The 22,380-nt window shown below is 58.6% G+C and carries 17 protein-coding genes; 11 read left to right on the forward strand and 6 right to left on the reverse strand.

Annotation, left to right across the window (positions count from 1 at the left end; all coding sequences use genetic code 11):
- Window positions 1-100: 100 nt before the first annotated feature.
- From KUF73_RS22760 to KUF73_RS22805, 10 genes are all read left to right on the forward strand, one after another.
- Window positions 101-562 (forward strand): Lrp/AsnC family transcriptional regulator, encoded by a 462-nt coding sequence (locus KUF73_RS22760; protein WP_031319160.1) that lies wholly within the window; start codon window positions 101-103, stop codon window positions 560-562.
- A gap of 221 nt (window positions 563-783) precedes the next feature.
- Entirely contained in the window at window positions 784-2,466 is a 1,683-nt protein-coding gene (locus KUF73_RS22765; protein ID WP_218440266.1) for an NAD(P)/FAD-dependent oxidoreductase, read from the forward strand.
- Between the two features lie 12 nt (window positions 2,467-2,478).
- Window positions 2,479-3,273, forward strand: coding sequence for a carbon-nitrogen hydrolase family protein (locus KUF73_RS22770; protein ID WP_218440267.1), 795 nt, complete (start codon window positions 2,479-2,481; stop codon window positions 3,271-3,273).
- Window positions 3,274-3,315: 42 nt separating this feature from the next.
- Window positions 3,316-5,745 (forward strand): pyrroloquinoline quinone biosynthesis protein PqqF, encoded by a 2,430-nt coding sequence (pqqF, locus tag KUF73_RS22775; RefSeq protein ID WP_218440268.1) that lies wholly within the window; start codon window positions 3,316-3,318, stop codon window positions 5,743-5,745.
- Window positions 5,746-5,900: 155 nt separating this feature from the next.
- A complete protein-coding gene (pqqA, locus tag KUF73_RS22780) occupies window positions 5,901-5,975 on the forward strand; it encodes a pyrroloquinoline quinone precursor peptide PqqA (RefSeq protein WP_003444522.1) in 75 nt (24 codons plus the stop codon).
- An 81-nt stretch (window positions 5,976-6,056) separates the two neighbouring features.
- On the forward strand, window positions 6,057-6,968 hold the full coding sequence (pqqB, locus tag KUF73_RS22785; RefSeq protein ID WP_218440269.1) for a pyrroloquinoline quinone biosynthesis protein PqqB: 912 nt from the start codon (window positions 6,057-6,059) through the stop codon (window positions 6,966-6,968).
- Between the two features lie 128 nt (window positions 6,969-7,096).
- A complete protein-coding gene (gene pqqC, locus KUF73_RS22790; RefSeq protein ID WP_218440270.1) occupies window positions 7,097-7,849 on the forward strand; it encodes a pyrroloquinoline-quinone synthase PqqC in 753 nt (250 codons plus the stop codon).
- Window positions 7,846-8,121 (forward strand): pyrroloquinoline quinone biosynthesis peptide chaperone PqqD, encoded by a 276-nt coding sequence (pqqD, locus tag KUF73_RS22795; protein ID WP_218440271.1) that lies wholly within the window; start codon window positions 7,846-7,848, stop codon window positions 8,119-8,121. Before pqqC ends, pqqD begins: the two co-directional genes overlap by 4 nt.
- The gene (pqqE, locus tag KUF73_RS22800; protein WP_256345672.1) at window positions 8,093-9,268 is read left to right on the forward strand and encodes a pyrroloquinoline quinone biosynthesis protein PqqE; all 1,176 of its coding nucleotides are present in this window, start codon (window positions 8,093-8,095) and stop codon (window positions 9,266-9,268) included. The genes pqqD and pqqE overlap by 29 nt, the downstream gene beginning before the upstream one ends.
- On the forward strand, window positions 9,234-11,057 hold the full coding sequence (locus KUF73_RS22805) for a S9 family peptidase (RefSeq protein WP_218440272.1): 1,824 nt from the start codon (window positions 9,234-9,236) through the stop codon (window positions 11,055-11,057). The genes pqqE and KUF73_RS22805 overlap by 35 nt, the downstream gene beginning before the upstream one ends.
- 106 nt (window positions 11,058-11,163) lie before the next feature.
- On the opposite strand, the gene KUF73_RS22810 is transcribed toward KUF73_RS22805, so the two are convergent.
- Together KUF73_RS22810 and KUF73_RS22815 are read right to left on the reverse strand one after the other, a co-directional pair.
- Window positions 11,164-11,322: a YqaE/Pmp3 family membrane protein gene (locus tag KUF73_RS22810; protein WP_003228885.1), complete on the reverse strand. Its 159-nt coding sequence runs from the start codon at window positions 11,320-11,322 to the stop codon at window positions 11,164-11,166.
- A gap of 207 nt (window positions 11,323-11,529) precedes the next feature.
- Window positions 11,530-12,813 carry an aspartate aminotransferase family protein gene (locus tag KUF73_RS22815; protein WP_218440273.1) on the reverse strand — a complete coding sequence of 428 codons (1,284 nt, stop codon included), beginning with the start codon at window positions 12,811-12,813 and terminating at the stop codon, window positions 11,530-11,532.
- Window positions 12,814-12,982: 169 nt separating this feature from the next.
- Here KUF73_RS22815 and KUF73_RS22820 point away from each other — a divergent pair, with 169 nt between their 5' ends.
- Entirely contained in the window at window positions 12,983-13,900 is a 918-nt protein-coding gene (locus KUF73_RS22820) for a LysR family transcriptional regulator (RefSeq protein ID WP_218440274.1), read from the forward strand.
- 226 nt (window positions 13,901-14,126) lie between these two features.
- Here KUF73_RS22820 and KUF73_RS22825 read toward each other — a convergent pair whose 3' ends face one another.
- From KUF73_RS22825 to KUF73_RS22840, 4 genes are all read right to left on the reverse strand, one after another.
- Window positions 14,127-15,905 (reverse strand): acyl-CoA dehydrogenase C-terminal domain-containing protein, encoded by a 1,779-nt coding sequence (locus KUF73_RS22825; RefSeq protein WP_218440275.1) that lies wholly within the window; start codon window positions 15,903-15,905, stop codon window positions 14,127-14,129.
- Between the two features lie 188 nt (window positions 15,906-16,093).
- The gene (locus KUF73_RS22830; RefSeq protein ID WP_218440276.1) at window positions 16,094-17,890 is read right to left on the reverse strand and encodes an acyl-CoA dehydrogenase C-terminal domain-containing protein; all 1,797 of its coding nucleotides are present in this window, start codon (window positions 17,888-17,890) and stop codon (window positions 16,094-16,096) included.
- Between the two features lie 85 nt (window positions 17,891-17,975).
- Complete coding sequence (locus tag KUF73_RS22835; RefSeq protein WP_218440277.1) at window positions 17,976-19,268, reverse strand: GGDEF domain-containing protein; 1,293 nt, start codon at window positions 19,266-19,268, stop codon at window positions 17,976-17,978.
- Between the two features lie 228 nt (window positions 19,269-19,496).
- On the reverse strand, window positions 19,497-21,638 hold the full coding sequence (locus tag KUF73_RS22840; RefSeq protein ID WP_218440278.1) for a cytochrome-c peroxidase: 2,142 nt from the start codon (window positions 21,636-21,638) through the stop codon (window positions 19,497-19,499).
- Between the last annotated feature and the right edge of the window lie 742 nt (window positions 21,639-22,380).

The following is a 22,380-nucleotide window of genomic DNA, read 5'->3' on the forward strand; positions in this document are numbered from 1 at the left end:
TGAACGGTAGTGAGACTAGCCCAGACATCCGTCACGAGCGCTGTTCAGAATGTGCCTGTAACATGTTTGCCCATTGATCTGTGCTGCTGGAGATGACGCTTTGCCTGACACTCGCCCGCCCGTTCTTGACGAAATCGACCGCCAGTTGATTGCTGCCCTTCAGCTCAACGCTCGCGAAAGCGTCGCCATGCTTGCCCGGCAACTGGGCATCGCCCGCACCACCGTCACTTCGCGCCTGGCGCGGCTGGAAAAGGCCAAGGTCATCACCGGTTACGGCGTGCGCCTTGGTCAGCGCGTGGTGGACGGTGGGTTGCAGGCGTACGTGGGGATTACTGTGCAGCCGCGTTCTGGCAAGGAAGTGTTGCGTCGGTTGAGCGCCATGGCTCAGGTGCAGCAGCTGTGTGCGGTGAGTGGCGAATTTGATTATGTGGCCTGGTTGCGCACGGACTCGCCAGAGCAGCTGGATCAGTTGCTGGATCAGATTGGCAGCGTGGATGGGGTGGAGAAGACGACGACTTCAATCATCTTGAGTAGCAAGATTGATCGTGGGCAGCCGGTTTGAGTCTCTGGCTGTAGAGCTTCGGTGTCTGGGCTGGCCTCTTCGCGAGCAAGCTCGCTTCTACAGTGGGCAGTGTGCATCGACAGATCGTCATACTGATCAATATATTGGCAAAACGACGACACTTTGCGTCTTATTAACGTGTTCTACGCTCTCTAGAATGGCTGGCATCTTTTCCTATACTCAGACGCGCACTCCGCGTTCGGTCGCTAGCAAGGTCAGCCATGAACAAGAACAATCGCCATCCTGCAGATGGTAAAAAACCAGTCACCATTTTCGGCCCGGACTTTCCTTTCGCCTTCGACGACTGGATTGAACACCCGGCCGGTCTGGGCAGCATTCCCGAACACAATCACGGTGCCGAAGTGGCGATTGTCGGCGGTGGCATTGCAGGCTTGGTGGCCGCGTACGAATTGATGAAACTGGGCCTCAAGCCTGTCGTCTACGAAGCCTCAAAAATGGGCGGTCGTCTGCGCTCCCAGGCGTTCAACGGTGCCGAAGGCATCATTGCCGAACTCGGTGGCATGCGTTTCCCGGTGTCGTCTACCGCGTTTTATCACTACGTCGACAAGCTTGGCCTGCAAACCAAACCGTTCCCGAACCCGCTGACACCCGCGTCGGGCAGCACGGTGATCGACCTCGAAGGCCAAACCCATTACGCACAAAAACTGTCGGATCTTCCCGCACTGTTCCAAGAAGTGGCTGATGCCTGGGCCGACGCTCTGGAAGCCGGTTCGCAGTTTTCCGATATCCAGCAAGCGATCCGCGACCGCGATGTGCCACGCCTGAAAGAGCTGTGGAACACCCTGGTTCCGCTGTGGGACGACCGCACGTTCTACGACTTCGTCGCCACCTCCAAAGCCTTCGCCAAGCTGTCGTTCCATCACCGCGAAGTGTTTGGCCAGGTCGGTTTTGGCACGGGCGGCTGGGACTCGGACTTCCCCAACTCGATGCTGGAAATCTTCCGCGTAGTGATGACCAACTGCGACGATCATCAGCACTTGGTAGTCGGCGGCGTGGAACAAGTGCCACTGGGTATCTGGCGTCATGTGCCGGAACGTTGCGCGCATTGGCCTGCGGGCACCAGCCTCAGCTCCCTGCACAACGGCGCACCGCGCACCGGTGTGAAAAAAATCGCTCATGCCGAAGGTGGCCGTTTTGCCGTCACCGACAACTGGGGCGACACCCGTGAATACGCGGCCGTGCTCACCACGTGCCAGAGCTGGCTGCTGACCACCCAGATCGAATGCGACGAAAGCCTGTTCTCGCAAAAGATGTGGATGGCCCTGGACCGCACCCGTTACATGCAATCGTCGAAAACCTTCGTGATGGTCGACCGCCCGTTCTGGAAGGATAAAGACCCAGAAACCGGCCGCGACCTGATGAGCATGACCCTCACCGATCGCCTGACTCGTGGCACCTACCTTTTTGATAACGGCGACGACAAACCAGGCGTGATTTGCCTGTCGTACTCGTGGATGAGCGACGCGCTGAAAATGCTTCCGCAGCCGGTGGAAAAACGCGTGAAACTGGCGCTGGATGCACTGAAGAAGATCTACCCGAAAGTCGATATTGCGGCGCGCATCATTGGCGATCCGATCACCGTGTCGTGGGAAGCCGACCCGCATTTCCTCGGAGCTTTCAAAGGTGCCCTGCCCGGCCACTACCGCTACAACCAGCGCATGTACGCGCACTTCATGCAGGACGACATGCCTGCCGAACAGCGCGGGATTTTCATCGCCGGCGACGACGTTTCGTGGACGCCGGCCTGGGTCGAAGGCGCGGTGCAGACGTCGCTCAATGCGGTGTGGGGGATCATGAAACACTTCGGCGGTGCAACTCACGCCGAGAATCCGGGTCCAGGTGATGTGTTCAACGAGATCGGACCGATCGCCCTGCCCGAGTAAGAGGAATCCGAAATGCGCGTAGCCCTTTACCAATGTCCGCCACTGCCCCTGGATGTCGCCGGCAATCTGCAACGCTTGCAGCAGCTTGCGCAGGAAGCCAAAGGCGCCGATTTGCTGGTACTGCCGGAAATGTTCCTGACCGGTTACAACATCGGCGTCGATGCCGTCAGCGTGCTGGCGGAGGTGCACAACGGTGAGTCGGCGCAACAAATTGCGCGCATTGCCAAGTCTGCCGGGATTGCCATTTTGTATGGCTATCCCGAGCGCACCGAGGACGGGCAGATCTACAACGCCGCGCAGTTGATCGACGCCAACGGCGAGCGCCTGTGCAACTACCGCAAGACGCACTTGTTCGGTGACCTTGACCGTTCGATGTTCAGCCCCGGCACCAACGATTTCCCAGTCGTTGAACTCAACGGCTGGAAACTCGGCCTCCTGATTTGCTACGACCTGGAGTTTCCGGAAAACGCCCGGCGTCTGGCCCTTGATGGCGTCGAGCTGATTCTGGTGCCGACGGCGAACATGATTCCTTTCGACTTCATTGCTGACGTCACCGTCCGCTCCCGCGCCTTCGAAAACCAGTGTTACGTCGCCTACGCCAACTACTGCGGGCACGAAGGTGACATCCATTATTGCGGCCAAAGCAGCATCGCCGCGCCGGATGGCAGCCGCATTGCCCAGGCCGGTCTCGATGAAGCGCTGATTGTTGGCGAGCTGGATCGTCAGTTGATGGTCGATTCCCGCGCCGCCAATCGCTACCTGCTCGATCGTCGCCCCGAACTTTACGGCGACCTGAACAAGCGCTGACTAATCCGCTAGCATGAGCGCTTCTCTGTTCTGGAAGTGCTCATGTCTGCGCTGAACCACCTTCGCCCCCACACTGAAACCCTGGCCAACGGCCTGCGGGTGACGCTACGCCATGCGCCTGAATTGAAGCGTTGCGCTGCGGCATTGCGGGTTGCTGTCGGCAGCCATGATGTGCCGTTGGCATGGCCCGGTCTGGCGCATTTTCTTGAGCATCTGCTGTTTCTGGGGACCGAGCGTTTTCCCGCCGGCCAGGGGCTGATGGCCTACGTCCAGCGTCATGGCGGGCAGGTGAATGCGCGGACCAGCGAACGCACCACCGATTACTTTTTCGAATTGCCGCCCCTGGCGTTTGCCGGTGGGCTAGAACGCCTGTCAGACATGCTCGCCCATCCGTATATGAATCTGGAGGATCAGCAGCGGGAACGTGAAGTGCTGCAGGCGGAATTTATCGCCTGGTCGCAGGACGCGACGGCCCAGCAACAGTTGACGCTGTTCGATGGGGTTGCTGAAACTCATCCACTGCGGGGCTTTCACGCGGGTAATCGCGACAGTCTGCCGGTGCCACAACCGGAGTTTCAGCAGGCCTTGCTGGATTTTTTTCAGCAGTACTATCAAACCGGACAAATGACGCTGAGTCTGGTCGGACCACAGAATCTTGAAGAACTGAAAGCACTTGCCCAGGCATTCGCTGAGGCCATTCCCGAGGGAAATTCGATCGCGCAACAGGCTGCTACGCCGCTGATGGGCGATTCGGATAAAAGTTATCAGCAGGTGAACGAGCGCCGACTGGATCTGCTGTTTGCTCTTGAAGCGCTACCCGATTCATCGCCCGAAGCATTGGAGTTCCTGTGCCATTGGCTCAACGCTGCGAAACCCGAAGGGTTGCTGGCTGAATTGCAAAACCGCGGGTGGGCCGAAAAGTTGAAAGCCGCGCCGTTGTATCAATTTGCCGGGCAAGCCTTGCTGCACATCGAGTTCACGCGGGACACCAATACACAGCCGACGGCGATTCGCGACCTGTTAATGGATTGGCTGGGCTTCTTCGCTCAGCAAGACTGGAGCGGATTGCGCGATGAATACGCAGCTCTGCTCCAGCGCCAACAGCAAGTCAGCAGCGCCCTGCAATTGGCCCGACTGGACAGCGAACGGCACGAAGCCGGGCTATCCGAACACGGCGTGACAGCCCTCCAGCAAATCCTGCAACAACTCCGCGCTGTGGATAACTTCACGGGCCAATGGCAACTGCCGACACCCAATCCGTTCTTGCGCGCCGAGTCTGCGGCACCGAACGCCGGGTTGATTCGCGGCCAGACCAGCGCCCACCGTGGCTTGCGCACATTTGCACAGGATCGCTCGCGCAGTCGCCGCGAACGTTCGCCGATGCAGTTCAGCCAAGCGTTGCCGGATAACAGCGCTGAAGGTGCGGTGTACGTGCGCTGGCGCCTCGACGCAGCACCTGGCAATCACCTTCAATCAAGGCTGGCAAAACATCTGCAACCGCTATGCGAAGAAGCGCATCAGGCAGGCGTGGATGTTTCCTTCAGCGCAGCGGGCAACGAATGGCGGCTGAAAATGACGGGGCTACAGGAGCCGATGCCTACCGTCCTGGAACACGTGCTGAAGGAACTGGCGAACACCGATGCCGATTTCCTGTGTGATGAATCAACAGCCGTCGCGTTGATGCCTATTCGGCAATTGCTCAAGGCATTGCCCGATCATTGCCTTGAACAAACCGCCGTATCGGACGACGCGAAGCAACTCTGGTCGAGCGCCCGCTGGGATGGCCTGGCAATCGGCCTGTCGGCTCAGACCCAAGCGGCAATGGGCCTGGCGCTGAGCCGTATACCCGGCACTCCGGACAATCAGCTGACGCTGCCGCCATCGATTCACACGCAACATTTGTGGCACACCGTCGCTACCGGCTCCAGCGAACACGCATTGCTGTTGTTCTGTCCGACACCCTCCCAAGAAATTGCCGACGAAGCCGCGTGGCGTTTACTCGCACACGTCTGTCAGACGCCGTTCTACCAACGCCTGCGGGTGGAATTGCAACTCGGCTACGCGGTTTTCAGTGACCTGCGCCAGATTCACGGGCAAACCGGTCTGCTGTTCGGTGTGCAATCGCCGAGCGTCGCTCCGCTGGATCTACTGCTGCACATTGAACAGTTCCTTAGCGGATTGCCGGACATGATCCGCAACCTCGACGACATCAGCTTCATCGCACTGCGTCAGACCTTGGCTAACCAATTCGAAAGCACCGCCATGCCCAACGCCGAAGCGGCCGAGCTGCTCTGGCAGGGCAAACTGGCCGGCCGCTCGTCGGATTATCTGAAACAGTTACCCCAAGTGATTCTGCAAATTGATCAAGCGGCGCTCGTGGGTGCGGCCCAACGGCTGAATCAGGCCGAAGGCGGTTGGCGTTGCCTGGCCAGCGCGGCTTGCCCGGGGTCACCCTGGCAAGTGGCAAAATGATCATTACCGGGGCTGCAATGAGCTTTCTCAAAGTTTCATGGGCAATTACTCAGCAATATTGAGTAACATAGCTACCTAACTATCTGAACATCTCCTGCTGGAGGTGGACTATATGTATAGGTCTCAACTGTCCCATCAACCTAAGGAGCGCCCCCATGGCCTGGACCAAACCTGCTTACACCGACCTGCGTATCGGCTTTGAAGTCACCATGTACTTCGCCAGCCGTTGATCTCTGCCTTGGCAGAAATGCAGTACAACGCCTCGGTTATCCGAGGCGTTTTATTTTCAGCGTTAAAATGATGGAGCGCCCATGTTTGTCCAGATTCTAGGTTCCGCCGCTGGCGGCGGTTTCCCCCAATGGAACTGCAACTGCGTGAACTGCGCAGGCTTTCGCGACGGCAGCCTGAATGCCAGGGCGCGTACCCAGTCGTCCATCGCGATATCCGATGACGGCGTAAATTGGGTGCTCTGCAACACGTCCCCGGACATCCGCGCCCAGCTCCAGAGCTTCGCCCCGATGCAACCGGGCCGCGCCCTGCGTGACACCGGCATCAGCGCGATCATTCTGATGGACAGCCAGATCGACCACACCACCGGCCTGCTGATGTTGCGTGAAGGTTGCCCGCATCAGGTCTGGTGCACCGACATGGTCCATGAAGACCTGAGCACCGGTTTCCCGTTGTTCACCATGCTGAATCACTGGAACGGCGGCCTGAACTGGAACCGCATCGAACTCGACCAGAGCTTCAGCATCCCGGCGTGCCCGAACCTGCGCTTCACCCCGCTGCCACTGCGCAGTGCCGCGCCACCCTACTCGCCGCATCGCTTCGACCCGCATCCGGGCGACAACATCGGCCTGATCGTCGAAGACCTGGGCACAGGTGGCAAATTGTTCTACGCGCCAGGCCTGGGCAAGGTCGACGCGCCATTGCTGGAAATCATGGCCGGCAGCGATTGCCTACTGGTGGACGGCACGCTGTGGGACGACGATGAAATGCAGCGCCGCGGCGTTGGCACCCGTTCCGGTCGGGAAATGGGCCACCTGGCGCAGAACGGTCCCGGCGGCATGCTTGAAGTGCTGGGGCAATTGCCCAAACAGCGCAAAGTGCTTATCCACATCAACAACACCAACCCGATTCTCGACGAGGATTCGCCAGAGCGGGCGGAGTTGGATCGGCGTGATGTAGAAGTGGCGTACGACGGCATGAGTATTGTGCTGTAGCTGACGGCCTCTGCGCGGGCAAGCCTCGCTCCTGCAAGGGTGCCATCCAACCTGTAGGAGCGAGGCTTGCCCGCGAAGCGTCCAACCAGGCACCAAAGAATCCACCGGTTGTACTCCGGAGAACCGCAATGACTGACACCCCAATGTCCCCCGACGAATTTGAAGCCGCCCTGCGCGCCAAGGGCGCCTATTACCACATCTACCACCCCTACCACGTGGCGATGTATGAAGGCCGGGCGACCCGCGAGCAGATCCAGGGCTGGGTCGCCAACCGCTTCTACTATCAGGTGAACATCCCCCTGAAAGACGCCGCGATCCTCGCCAATTGCCCGGACCGCGAGATCCGTCGCGAGTGGATTCAGCGCCTGCTCGACCATGACGGCGCTCCCGGTGAAGACGGCGGCATCGAAGCCTGGCTGCGCCTCGGTCAGGCGGTCGGCCTCGATCCGGATCAACTGCGTTCCCAGGAACTGGTGCTGCCCGGCGTTCGTTTCGCCGTGGACGCTTACGTCAATTTCGCCCGCCGCGCCAGTTGGCAGGAAGCCGCCAGCAGCTCTCTGACCGAGCTGTTCGCGCCGCAGATCCACCAGTCGCGCCTGGACAGTTGGCCACAGCATTACCCGTGGATCGACCCGGCCGGCTACGAGTATTTCCGCACGCGCCTGGGTCAGGCGCGCCGCGATGTCGAGCATGGTCTGGCGATCACCTTGCAGCACTACACCACCCGCGAGGGCCAAGAGCGCATGCTGGAAATTCTCCAGTTCAAACTGGACATTCTTTGGAGCATGCTCGATGCCATGAGCATGGCTTACGAGCTGAACCGCCCGCCGTATCACAGCGTGACCGAACAACGGGTCTGGCATAAAGGAATCACCTTATGAGCTTCGATCGCAGCAAGACCCCGACCTGGCGTCCCGGCTACCGTTTCCAGTACGAACCCGCGCAAAAAGGCCATGTGCTGCTGTACCCGGAAGGCATGATTAAACTCAATGAAAGCGCCGCGCTGATTGGCGGGTTGATTGATGGCGAACGCGACGTCGCCGCGATCATTGTCGAACTCGACCAACAGTTCCCCGGCGTGCCCGAGCTCGGTGATGATATCGAGCAATTCATGGAGGTCGCCCGTGCTCAGCACTGGATCGAACTTGCCTGACAGCGCGTCAGACAAGTTACCGCCCAAACCGGAAATCGGCCTGCCGCTGTGGCTGCTGGCCGAACTGACCTATCGCTGCCCGCTGCAATGCCCGTACTGCTCCAACCCACTGGACTTCGCCGAGCAAGGCAAGGAATTGAGCACCGAGCAGTGGCTTAAAGTGTTTCGCGAAGCACGAGAGATGGGCGCAGCGCAGTTGGGTTTTTCCGGCGGTGAACCCTTGGTGCGTCAGGACCTCGCAGAATTGATTGCCGAGGCGCGCAAGCTGGGTTTCTACACCAACCTGATCACCTCCGGCATCGGCCTGACCGAGCAAAAAATCAGCGACTTCAAGAAGGCCGGTCTCGATCACATTCAGATCAGTTTCCAGGCCAGCGACGAGCAAGTGAACAACCTGTTGGCTGGCTCGAAGAAGGCCTTTGCGCAGAAGCTGGAAATGGCCCGCGCGGTGAAGGCGCACGGCTATCCGATGGTGCTCAACTTCGTAACCCATCGGCACAACATCGATAAGATCGACCGCATCATCGAGCTGTGCATCGCCCTTGAGGCGGACTTCGTCGAACTCGCCACTTGCCAGTTCTACGGCTGGGCGCAGCTCAATCGGGTTGGTTTGCTGCCGACTCGGGAACAACTGGTGCGCGCCGAACGCATTACCAATGAGTACCGCGCCAAACTGGAAGCCGAAGGGCATCCGTGCAAACTGATTTTCGTCACGCCGGACTATTACGAAGAACGCCCGAAAGCCTGCATGAATGGTTGGGGCAGTATTTTTCTGACAGTTACGCCAGATGGTACCGCGCTGCCATGTCATGGCGCCCGACAAATGCCAGTGCAGTTTCCCAATGTGCGCGACCACAGCATGCAGCACATCTGGTACGACTCCTTCGGCTTCAACCGCTTTCGCGGCCACGACTGGATGCCCGAGCCGTGCCGCTCCTGCGACGAGAAAGAAAAAGACTTTGGCGGCTGTCGCTGCCAGGCATTCATGCTCACGGGTGACGCGAGCAACGCCGACCCGGTGTGCAGCAAGTCGCAGCATCACGGCGTGATTCTCAAGGCTCGCGAAGAAGCCGAGCACGCGACTCAGACCATCGAACAACTGGCCTTTCGCAATGAACGAAACTCACGCCTCATCGCCAAAAGCTGAACCGTTCAGCGCCGCCAACGCCGTCGCGGCCGGCATCGACTTTGCCGAGTTGCAGCTGGGCGTCCATGGTTTGTTCTGGAACGAATACCGACCGGAAGATGCCGCCTGCCGGATCTGGCATTGGCGCGACGGCGTGGCGAAATGTCTGACGCCATCAGGCTTCAGCGTGCGCAGTCGGGTGTACGAATATGGCGGTGGTGCGTTTTGTCTGACCGACGACGGAGTGGTTTTCGTCAACGAGGCTGACCAGCAGCTTTATCGTCAATCACTGCACGGCGAGCCTGCAGTCCTGACGTCGGGTGTGTGCCGTTACGGCGACTTGCAGTTTGCCGATGGTCAGGTGCTGGCAGTTGAAGAACATCGTGACCGGCATCGATTGGTAGCGATTGATCTGGCCGACGGCTCGCATCATTTGCTGGCCGAAGGTGCTGACTTTTACGCTGCACCGACATTGAGTCCTGACGCTCGGCGCCTGGCCTGGATCGAGTGGAGCCGCCCGGATCAGCCGTGGACCGCGACTCGCTTGATGGTTGCCGAACGCCTAGACGATGGAGGTTTTGCCCCGCCCCGTTGCGTGGCCGGCGATAACGCCCAAGAGTCACTGCAACAACCTCGATTCGATGACAGCGGCAGGTTGTTTTGTCTGACGGATCGCGGCGGTTTCTGGCAGCCTTGGATGGAGTCCGCAAACGGTCTCAGCTCATTACCAAGTGCCGCCGCCGACCATGGTCCGGCGCCTTGGCAACTTGGCGGCTGCACCTGGTTGCCGCTGGGCGAAACCCGCTATCTGGCCAGTTGGAGCGAGGGCGGTTTTGGCCGATTGGGTCTTTGCGGCGCCACGTGCGAAGATTTCACCGGCGACTACAGCCGTTTCCGTCATCTCGCCCTGGATGAGCATTTCATTTACTGCATTGCGGCATCGCCGATCAGTTCGTCAGCCGTGATAGCCATCGACCGTCACACTCGCGAAGTGAAAAAACTGGCCGGCGGTATTACACCGCTGCCTACCCAACAGATCAGCGTTCCACAAACCCTGCGCTACCCGAGCGGCTCCGGCGAAGCCCACGGCTTTTTCTACCCGGCGATGACCTCGGATGCAAAACCGCCGCTGGTGGTATTCATCCACGGCGGCCCGACATCGGCGTGCTATCCGATGCTGGACCCGCGCATCCAGTACTGGACGCAACGCGGCTTCGCCGTCGCCGACCTCAATTATCGCGGGAGCAGCGGCTACGGTCGGGCCTATCGCCAGGCGCTGCATTTGAGCTGGGGTGATGTCGATGTCGAAGACGCTTGCGCGGTGGTCAGCCATCTCGCCGAACGCGGATTGATCAATGGTGACAAGGCATTTATTCGCGGCGGCAGCGCGGGCGGTTACACCACGCTTTGCGCGCTGGCGTTCCACAAGGTATTTCGGGCTGGTGCCAGTCTTTATGGCGTCAGCGATCCTGTTGCGCTAGGTCGTGCGACGCACAAATTCGAAGGCGACTATCTGGATTGGCTGATCGGCGATCCTGCGCAGGATGCCGAGCGCTACGCCGCTCGAACGCCGTTACTGCATGCGAGCAACATCAGCGTGCCGGTGATTTTTTTTCAAGGGGAACTGGACGCGGTGGTCGTGCCGCAACAGACCCGCGATATGGTCTCGGCACTTCAGAGCAACGGTATTCTGGTAGAAGCCCATTACTACGCTGATGAGCGCCATGGATTCCGCAAGGCGGTAAATCAGGCTCACGCGCTGGAGCAGGAGTGGTTGTTTTATCGGCGGGTTATGGAGATCGCCGGTTGAAATTGTGGAGTTCCCTTCGCGGGCAAGCCCCGCTCCTACAGGGATATCATTTGTATCTGTAGGCGCGAGGCTTGCCCACGAAAGCGCCTGACATCAGGCCCCGTACTCAACGCTTGGCGATGATATAAACCGCATGCACGATCCCAGGGATGTAACCGCACAACGTCAGCAGAATATTCAGCCAGAACGCCCCGCCAAACCCCACCTGTAGAAACACACCCAATGGCGGCAGCAGAATGGCGATGATGATGCGAATGAAATCCATGGGGCAACTCCTGATCGAAATCGGCTCATGCGAGCCCTACAGCTAATCGACCTGTGCCGTTGGTCAGGGTTCACTTCAATAATCCTGTGCACCAGGCGTCGCGACAAGTTTCGCAGCCACAAAAAAACGCCCCACGCCAAAAAATACAGGCGTGGGGCGTGCGTTATACCGCGAGACGGTTCGGGAATTTCTGTAGGGCGTGTCTGATCAGACGGCAATCCCTTTGCGGCACTGCAGTTGCGCGGTGCGCACGCGGGAGAAGGCGCGGGCCAGGCGCAGGAGCATTTCGTCGATGTTGGCTTTGCTGACAGTGAGTGCCGGGGTGAAGCGCAGGCAGTCGGGTTGCGGAGCATTGAGCAGCAATCCTTCGTACAACGCTGCTTTGACTACGGCATCGGCCGAATCGTCGGACAGGGTCAGTCCCCAGAGCAGTCCTTGACCGCGTAACTGACCATGGCCGTAGCGATGGGACAACCGCTGTAAACCTTCGCGCAGGTGCTGGGCGCTTTCCTCGACGTGCTTAAGAAATCCTTTGTCTTGCACACTGTCAATTACGACCAGCCCCGCCGCTGTCATCAACGCATTGCCATGATGGGTGCCGGTCATTTCGCCGGTTTCGAAACAGCAGGCCCTGCCCCGCGCCAGCAATGCCGCTACGGGAACACCACCGCCCAGTCCTTTGCCGAGCACGACGATATCGGCGCGGACACCGAAGGACTGTTCGGCGAGCAAGGTGCCACAACGACCAATGCCGGTTTGCACTTCGTCGAGAATCAGCAGAATGCCGAGTTCACGGCACAGCCGTTCGACGCCTTTGAGGTAGTGCGCGGTGGCGGGAATCACCCCGGCTTCGCTCTGGATCGGTTCGAGCATGATCGCCACGGTTCGCTCATCCACGGCCGCGTGCAGCGCCGGCAGATCATTGAACGGAACGTGGCTGAAGCCTGACAATTGCGGTTCGAACCGGTTGACCAGTGTCGAACTATCCGACGCTGAAATCGTCCCCAGACTACGACCGTGACAGGCGTTGTTGGCGACGATGATCCGTGATGCGCCACCCCGATGTTGCTGGCCCCATTTGCGTGCCAGCTTGATTGCCGCTTCACACGCTTCACTGCCGCTGTTGAGCAGATACGCCTGGTCACTGCCGGTGCCAGCACACAATCGCTCGGCGAGGTTGAGCATGCCGCGATTATGCAGACCAAAACCGGGGTTAATCAGCGATTGAGCCTGTGCCGTGATGGCGTTAACCAGTGCCTTGGGGCTGTGCCCGAGGCTGTTGGCGCCGCCACCCTGTGAAAAATCCAGATAGGCACGGTCATCGTTGTCCCACAACCAGGAACCCTGACCACGGACAAAAACCTGTTTCGGCCGCTCGACACTGGGCATCAGACACTCGCTGGAAAAGGTATCCCCCCGGGACTGAAAGGAGTCGTCCGCCACCAGGTCATCCAGACTTGGGGACGGGCGACGAAGGTTGAACAGATTCATGCCTTCAACCCTCGTTTGAGATTTTTTGTCTTACCTATGCAAACACCATCGAAACAATCGGTATTCATCGCGCTCTGTGGCCCTGTAAGCCTTGTGGATGCGGTTAGACTAGGCTCAGACGAGGCGTCCAGCCATTTCGATTTTTAAGCATTTTCGATAAGTATTTCTTATGGATTTCAAGCAACTGCGTTATTTCGTCGCGGTCTACGAAGAAGGTCACGTGGGGCGTGCGGCCGAGCGCCTGTCCATCTCCCAGCCTGCCCTGTCGCAGCAGATTCGCCACCTCGAACAAAACCTCGAAGTGAGCCTGTTCGAGCGCAGCAGCAAACGCCTGCTGCCTACCCTCGCCGCCCACACGCTGTACAACCATGCCCTGCCTCTTCTCGACGGTTTGCAACGAGCGCGGGAAGCGCTGGGTAACTTCAAGGGCCAAGCGTTGCGCACGCTGGCCATTGGTGTCTTGCAAACCGTCCACACCAGTCTCGTGCCACAAATGCTCGAGCGCGTACGCAAGGCCCAGCCGCATCTGGTGGTGCAGATTTACGAACTGACCGGATTGGAAATCGAAAAGCGCTTGCTCAACGGCTCGCTCGACATTGGTATCAGCTACCTGCCGCCGCGCCAGCCGGGTTTGCATGGTGTGATGCTGTACGAAGATGAACTGACCCTGGTAATCCCTGCGGATCATCCATTGCGGGAATTCAAGAAAGTGTCCATGAGTCAGGCCGCGGAATTGCCGATGTTGCTGCTGGGTGAAGAGTTTCAGATCCGGCAAATCTGGCAAGCGCAATTAGCCAGCCTCGGACGTCGTCCGCAAGTACAGGCAGAATTGAATAACATGGTGGGGATTCTCGACAGCCTGCCTCACACCCGGCTGGCGACCGTATTGCCTGGACGCTCGCAAAAGGAATACGGCAATCAGGAACTACTGTGGAAACCCTTGAGTGAGCCGCGCGTGCCACTGAAAGTCGGGTTGGTGTGTCGGGATGTGCAACGGCAACAGGCCTCGCTGGCGTTGTTGCGGACATTGCTGGAGGAAGTGATGAACCGGCCGGATGAACGCTTGAACAGTCCGCCGACGATGTGAAACTTTTCTCGAGGCAAAAGAAAACCCCGCCGAAGCGGGGCTTTGCAGACTGTTTCCCTGACATCCATTTCACTCCGCCGTCCTGGCAGAATCCTACGTGTCCGTGTTGTTGCTTTGCGCTTCCTGCGCTACGTCCATGTGAAGTAGATTAACTGTGGATCCAATTTAAACCTATGGGAGAACAGCAGCACGTCATGTAAGAGAATGCTTACATGACGTTACATCTTCAGAACTGCGCGGCATCCAGCAGAAACAGCGGCTCGCTGCCGGCCTTCACCGACGCACTCAGCGAGTGAATCCGCGGCAGCAGACGGGCGAAATAGAATCGCGCCGTACCCAATTTACTGGCGTAGAAATCGTCCTGCGCTTCTTTGCCGAAGGCAGCCTTGGCCATCAGCGCCCACATGTAGGCGTAAGCCGTGTAACCGAATGCTTGCAGATACTCGACTGACGCCGCGCCGATTTCATTCGGGTTGTTTTTAGCGCGGTCCAGTACCCAGGCGGTCAGCTCGTCGAGGGTGGTCACGGCATCGTTCAGCGGTTTGGTGAACTCCGCCAGATCAGCGCTGGCGGTGGCGGTGAAGTGGCGAATCTCGTCAGCGAACAGGTTGTAGAACGCCCCGCCGCTGCCGACAATTTTACGCCCGACGAGGTCCAGCGCCTGAATGCCGTTGGTGCCTTCGTAGATTTGGGTGATGCGCACATCACGCACCAACTGTTCCTGGCCCCACTCGCGGATGTAACCGTGACCGCCGAAAATCTGCTGGCCGTGAACCGTGGTTTCCAGACCAAGGTCGGTAAGAAACGCTTTGGCCACCGGAGTCAGCAACGCTACCAGGTCTTCCGCGCGCTTGCGGGTGGTGGCGTCTTCGCTGAACTTGGCGGTGTCCAGTTGCATGGCCACATACGTCGAGAAAGCACGACCGCCTTCGTTCGAGGCTTTCATGGTAAGCAACATGCGACGCACGTCCGGGTGGACGATGATCGGGTCAGCCACTTTATCCTTGTTCTGAGCACCGGTTGGCGAGCGGCTTTGCAGACGGTCACGGGCATATTCGACAGCGTTCTGGTAAGAGCGCTCACCGGTAGCGAGGCCCTGAATGCCAACCCCCAGACGTTCGTAGTTCATCATGGTGAACATAGCCGCAAGGCCTTTGTTCGGCTCGCCGACCAGGTAACCCACGGCTTCGTCGAAGTTCATCACGCAGGTCGCGGACGCCTGGATGCCCATTTTGTGCTCGATCGAACCGCAGTTCGCCGGGTTGCGTGCGCCCAGGCTGCCATCGGCGTTGACCATGAACTTCGGCACCAGGAACAGCGAAATGCCCTTCGGCCCGGCCGGAGCGTCCGGCAGTTTGGCCAGCACCAGGTGAATGATGTTCTCGGTCAGGTCGTGTTCGCCGCCGGTGATGAAAATCTTGGTGCCACTGACCTTGTAGGAACCGTCGGCCTGAGGTTCGGCCTTGGTGCGGATGATCCCCAGGTCGGTGCCGGCGTGCGACTCGGTCAAACACATGGAACCGGCCCAGATACCGGCATACATGTTCGGCAGGTACGCGGCCTTCAGTTCTTCGCTGGCGTGGTTGTTGATCGACAGGCAGGCACCGGCGGTCAGCATCGGGTACAGGCCGAACGCCAGGCTGGCGGAGTTGACCATTTCTTCGACCTGGGCCGAAACAGCCTTGGGCATGCCCATTCCGCCGTAGGTCGGATCACCACCGACACCGACCCAACCGCCTTCAGCGTAGGTCTGATAAGCCTGTGGAAAACCTGCCGGCGTGGTGACGGCACCGTCCGCCCAGTGGCAACCTTCTTCGTCAGCCGCACGGCTCAGGGGCGCGATGCTCTTGCTGGTGACCTTGCCGGCTTCTTCGAGAATGGCTTCGACGGTTTCCGCATCGACGGTCTCGGCCAACGCTGGCAGTTCGGCCCAAAGTTTGGCGACCTCGAAAACTTCATTGAGGACGAAGCGCATATCGCGCAGGGGCGCTTTGTAGTCAGCCATGGCAAACCTCGCAAGATCTATACAGGTGATTCGTAGGAGTGGTGCTTTCGTTGGGCCCGAGTGTAACCCAACAACTTTTGCGACACATAGGGTCAGCCGGTGACCGTTTTGTAATTTTTAGTCACCGACCATTCAGTCACAAAAAAAGCCCGCGGTCAGGCGGGCTCCTTTGTATCGGATTTAAAAGATTAAAGTGAAAACAACTCCGCCGGCAGGCGCATCAGGCAATCACTACCCGCCTCGATGGCTGCCCGATGAGCGGCAGTGCGTGGCAACAAACGCTTGAAGTAAAACTCGCTCGTCGCCAGTTTGGCCGTGCAGAAATCCGCATCGCCGTTGCCGGCCTCCAGCTGTGCCTGGGCCACCAACGCCATGCGCAACCACAAATAGCCAAGGATGATGTAGCCGCTGTACATCAGGTAATCCACAGAGGCGGCACCCACTTCATCAGGGTTTTTCATCGCAGCCACGCCGATCCTGGTGGTCAACTCGCCCCATTGCTGGTTCAGGCCATTGAGTTGTGCCACATAGCTTGCCAACTGCGGATGCTCGGCGTTCGTCGCGCAAAACTTGTGGACGATTTTTGTGAATCCCTTCAGGAGTTTGCCTTGGCTGCCGAGAACTTTGCGCCCCAGCAAGTCCAGCGCCTGAATGCCGTTGGTGCCTTCGTAGATAGGCGCGATGCGGCAATCACGCACCAGTTGCTCCATACCCCATTCACGAATGAAACCGTGGCCACCGAACACTTGCATGCCGAGGTTGGTCACTTCCAGGCCTGTGTCGGTCATGAAAGCCTTGCAGATCGGGGTCAGGAACGCCAAGAGGTCTTCGGCATCCTGGCGCGCCGCCTCATCTGCACTCAGGTGTGCAGCGTCCAGCAACTGCGCCGTGAAGTAGGTCAGCGCCCGATTGCCTTCGTTGAAGGCCTTCATGGTCAGCAGCATTCGCCGCACATCCGGATGAACGATGATCGGGTCGGCAACTTTCTCCGGTGCTTTCGGGCCCGTCAATGCGCGCATCTGCAAGCGGTCGTTGGCGTACTTGATCGCGCCCTGGAAACTCGCTTCTCCCAGACACAAACCCTGCATGCCCGTGCCCAGGCGCGCGTGGTTCATCATGGTGAACATGCAGTTCAGGCCCTTGTTCGCCTCGCCGATCAGCAAGCCTTTGGCTTCGTCGAAATTCAGCACGCAGGTGGCCGACGCCTTGATGCCCATTTTGTGTTCGATAGAGCCGCAGGTCACACCATTGCGCTCGCCGGCCTCACCTGAGGCATCGGGCAGGAATTTAGGCACGATGAACAGCGAAATGCCCTTGGTCCCGGCTGGCGCGTCCGGCAATTTCGCCAGCACCAGGTGAATGATGTTGTCGCTCATGTCGTGCTCACCGGCGGAGATGAAAATCTTGCTGCCGGAGATCGCGTAACTGCCATCAGCCTGTGGCACGGCGCGGGTCTTGATGATGCCCAGGTCGGTGCCGCAATGGGCTTCTGTCAGGCACATGGTGCCGGTCCATTGGCCGGCGGTGAGTTTGCTCAGGTACGTCTGTTTTTGCTCTTCAGTGCCATGGGCATGGATGGCCGACATGGCCCCGTGGGTCAGGCCGGGGTACATGCCCCAGGAGGTGTTGCTGGACGCGATCATCTCGCTGATGACCAAGCCCAGAGAGCTTGGCAATCCCTGACCTCCGTAGGCTGGATCCGCCGCCAGACCATGCCAGCCGCCCTCCACATATTGTGCGAAAGCCTGCTTGAAGCCTGTCGGCGTTGTGACCACGCCATTGTCGAAATGGCAGCCCTCTTCGTCGCCGATACGGTTAAGAGGCGCCAGCACGTTCTCGCAGAATTTCGCACCTTCTTCGAGGATCGCACTGACCATGTCCGGGCTGGCGTCAGTAGCACCCAGCGCAGCGTAGTTGCTGTGAAAGTCGAAGACGTGGTCGATCAGAAAGCGCATGTCGCGCAGGGGAGCTTTGTACTCGGGCATGGTCATTCTCCGTCAGCAGATTGCTCAAATCTACTGCCGCCGACCACGCCTCACAATCACAGTCCAGACGCTGAATGCGCCATCATCACTCAACCGTAGCGGCGTCCATACGCACAGCGCCACGGCGGGTCTGACCGTACGCAACCACGCAGTTACGCCCGGCGCCCTTGGCGCTATAAAGGGCCTCGTCCGCCGATTTGAGCACTTGCTCCGGGGTGCGCTGTTCAAGCCGCTCGGCCACGCCAATACTGACGGTGACCGACACACTCGAAGCCTGGGAACCGGAACGACGCTGACGACCCTGACTATCATCCTGAGGGCGGCTGTCCTGGTTACGCAGGTGAATGTTGTAAGTGGCGATGGATTCGCGGATGACTTCGAGGTGCGGCATGCACTCTTCGAGGGTTTTGCCGGCAAACACCAGGGCGAATTCCTCACCGCCGTAGCGATACGCCTTACCGCCCCCGCCGATTTTCGACAGCTTGCTGGCCACCAGTCGCAGTACCTGGTCGCCGACATCATGGCCGTGGGTATCGTTGAATTTCTTGAAGTGATCGACGTCGCTCATGGCCAACACGTAATTGCGTCCCAGCCGTTGCATGCGTTCGTTCAAGGCGCGACGCCCCGGCAGGCCGGTGAGCTCGTCACGGAACGCCATTTGATAGGCCTCGTGCGCAACGGCGGCGGCGATCATCAGCATCACCTGGCTGCACATGATGTTCAGGGTGAACGGCAGGATGAAGGTTTTCGGCAACATCCAGAACAGTCCGAGCAGCCCCACCAGTTGTGCCGCATGCAGCGGTCGCGGGTTGCGCCAGTACTGATAGGCCAGCAACACGAACGAGGCAATGAACACCGGATAGGACAACTGGATCAGGCTCATCCAGGCACCATGCAACGCTGGCCAACGGATCTCCGACAGCCAGATCAACAGCGCATGCGGGTAACTTTGCTCAAGCCCGAGTGCCACGCTGCCCACGGCCAGCAATACCGCAAAGCGCGCCACCATGTCCTGGAACAGATGGGTACGTTCCTGCCACGCGCCGAACACGCCAAACAGTAGCGGCAGCAGCAGGCAACATAAATGAAAGACCACCGCTGCGTCGTCGCGCACTTTGCCGTTGTCGCGGTAGTAGTCGGTCTGGGTGTCGAGCAGGAAGTAGGCAATGTACACCGTGACCATCAGAAACAGTTCACGCTGACGTCGATAAACCGCGCAGTAAGCACCGCCGAGCAACAGCACCAAGGTTGGCAGCACGTTGAACAGCGAGGTGAAGAAGACGTTCAGATCCTTGACGTAAGCAGCCGCAAGCCCCGCCAGCAACAGCAGTAGTGACGGCAGGAAATGACTGAAACGTACAGCGGAAGAACGCGGCAAGGGTAAAGCTCCGACCGTCATAGCAATTGATGGCATTGTGCCTGCAACGCGTGGCAATAAGCACACACATTCTGACCAAGGTCACATGGCCATCATTGTTAACGGCCGAAGCCCTGACTTACTGAGTGGTTTGACGAGGTTTTTTTCAGCAATGCGTTACCGAATGCAACGCCAGCCATCGAACCTCGTAAGGAGGCCAATGGCTGGGCCGATATAACGCGACGGCAGTCAGATGTCGTTGTTGAACGGCTGCAGCGGTCCTTCCTGGGGCCCGCGCCCCTCCGCACCGATCGGTTTGAGCTGGATGTTGGCGTCCAGCGCCTGGCGGGTGGTGATCTTCGGACTGACCGGTTTCTGTGTCACTGCGTTTTCATCACCGACCGCGCCTTGCGGCAGCACCAGCGATGGGTGATCGAACGGCGCCTGTTCCCATGCGACGCGCGGGTCGGTCAAACCCACCTCCATGAATTTGACCAAAGCATCCTGTTCATCGGGCGTCAGGTTCAGGTTGGTCATGTCCGGATCGAGGTTCGAGCCGTTGTGCTGATTAACCGAAGGGTGCTCGAAACCGCTGGTGTTGCTCGCGTCCTCGCCACGCCGGTCGCCGCCACGGTTGTAAAACTCGATGACCTGCTTGAGCGTCGCACGGCTGCCGTTGTGGAAATACGGCCCGGTCAGCGCGATGTTACGCAGCGTCGGGGTCTTGAAGGCACCATCGACCGAGTCGCGGAAATTGACGTTGGGCTTGAGCGTCGCATCGCAGGGAATCGCCGCACTCAACGGTGCTTCGAAAGTGCAGACATCGACATCCAGTGGGTCAGGTATCTTCCCGCCTTGTAGCTGCGTGTTGTACTCACGGGCAAAGGACAATGGATTGCCCCACGCGTCCGCACCACCGAGCGCCAGGTCTTCCGACGTCGGGCGCACACCGGTGTTATAGAAGCCGTTGTCGTAGAGCGTGGTCAGGTTGTCAGCCATCACCATACGTTCGATGCGCTCACGTGGATGGAACAGCAGCCGGCTGCCAGCGTTAGTCAGCTCTGCGCCACCGTGGCAACTGATGCATTTGCCTTTGCCCAGGAACAAGTTCATGCCCTGAACCTGCTGCTCGTTCATGGCCGTGTGATCACCCTGCAAATAGGCATCCAGCGGCGCCTGATCCGAGATCAGCGTGGACTCATACATCTGAATCGCCAGCCCGAAGAACAGCGGGAAGTTAGCCTCCATCTGAGTGTAGGGAGCGCCGCCCAGGGAAACCTGCTGCGTGGCGTTCCACAGCCGTGGCTGGAAGGCATTTTTGATCAGTTCGCGGTAGGTGGGCCTGCGCGCACCCGATACCGGAGCGAGCACAGAGTCGGTGGATGAGATCCGCTGCTGCTTGAGCATCAGGGTGTCGAGCATGCGCCGGCCGATGTCGGCAAACGTGCGCCCGCCGCAGGACATTTCAACGGGGCTGCCCGGAGGCCCCACGGCTTGCGAGGCCGCCGAGGCATCGTTGAGTGCCAGCCGCACTTTGACCGCTACGCCGCTGCGATCGCTGGTGACGAAAATCCCGGCGTCGGGGTCGCGGTTGCCGAAAGGCGAGAAGCCGTTGAACACGTTGTTGGCCCGGCCATCCCAGAAGTTGCGCACATTGAATGCCGCATTGATCACCGACGGCGCGTTGCGCCCGGTACTGCGACGGACATTGATGCCGCCGACCTGGAAGACACCGTCTGGTTGCTGTATGCATTTGTCGAAACGTGGTTGATTTGGTTTGACGAAGTTGGCGTCGAACACGCCCTGGGAACCGATGACGTCGTCGCTCGAATAAAGAATCGGCGAATTGCGATTCAGCGGGTCAGCCAGCACATGGGTGGGGAAATCGGCTTTCTTCAGCAGGTAGTTCGGACCGCCCTTGCCCCCGGACTTGGTCGTATAGGTAGGCACGTCGCCCGGGACATCGGACGCCACGAAGGGCTTGTTGAAGATCGACGTGACGTTGGCATTGGTGTTCGCCTGGCCTGGGTTGATCTGGTTGGTGGTGCGGTGATCAACCCCGGCGTGGTAATGGCAGGACGCGCAGGCAGTGGAGCTGTCGCTGCCGATTTCCATGTCCCAGAACAGCGCTTTACCCAACAAGATAGCGGCGCCGCGATTGAGTACGTAGTCGGTCATCAAATCGACCTTGCGCCCGCCTTCGGTCCCAGAGGGATCGGGCGGGGTCATGCCGCGCAACGACTGCAGGCTGGGCACATCCGGTATAGGTGTGACAACTTCTGGCACGTCAGCGGCGACAGCACTCTTGCAAGCGAGACTAACTGCAATCAGGCTGCCCGCGATCACGCCGGCCAAGCGGATAGTACGAATGATGCTCAAGGGCTTAACCATGATGACATTCTCGATTCAGTACGGAGCAGCCAGACTCCGGAGTTGTCCTGTTACGAGATTAACTCTTGGCCATGGACCTTGTTGCTCGCATCATTAATCACACCAACTCTAAATTGGCAGAGGCGAGAAGAAGCCGCGCTGGCAAAGTACTCTCTTGGCTCAGGCTTAATTAAAACACTGCGTGCTCGCACCGTGGGCGATGCTTATCTCAACTCTAGCTGTAACAAAAGATTTCATCAGTAAAAATTCAATGTTTTTTATTGCATGCACTATTGATAAAAACTGCCAAATGAAAATGTCACGCAACAAATCAAATCGACCAATGCATCTCTTCCTCAATTTCGGCAAAGCTCCCCCATTACTGGGGGGAATTCCCCATAAGCATCTGTCACCCAGCAATCAACATGCACGTAACTAAATGATTTAGAACTGTTTATTATTGAACAATGATTATTCCAGCAAGCTGGCAAAGTAATTGCTAATTCATACAACAGGGACAACGTGTATTAACAAAACCCAGTACATACCAGAACTATTAAAGAGCAGGAGCAAAAAACAAATACAGATTTTCCATTCGTATGCAGGTTGTACTGCGCCAGCTATTGCTTTTATTTAATACTGAATTAAAAACAGTAATTTTGCATATTTTCAACACGCCCGCTTGCAAAGCGTTTCCAGTCAGAGTACATATAAACAACACTTCTCATTAAGTAACCCGAACCACATTAAAACCCCTAACACG

Source organism: Pseudomonas sp. PD9R (assembly GCF_019200975.1).
Classification (GTDB): domain Bacteria; phylum Pseudomonadota; class Gammaproteobacteria; order Pseudomonadales; family Pseudomonadaceae; genus Aquipseudomonas.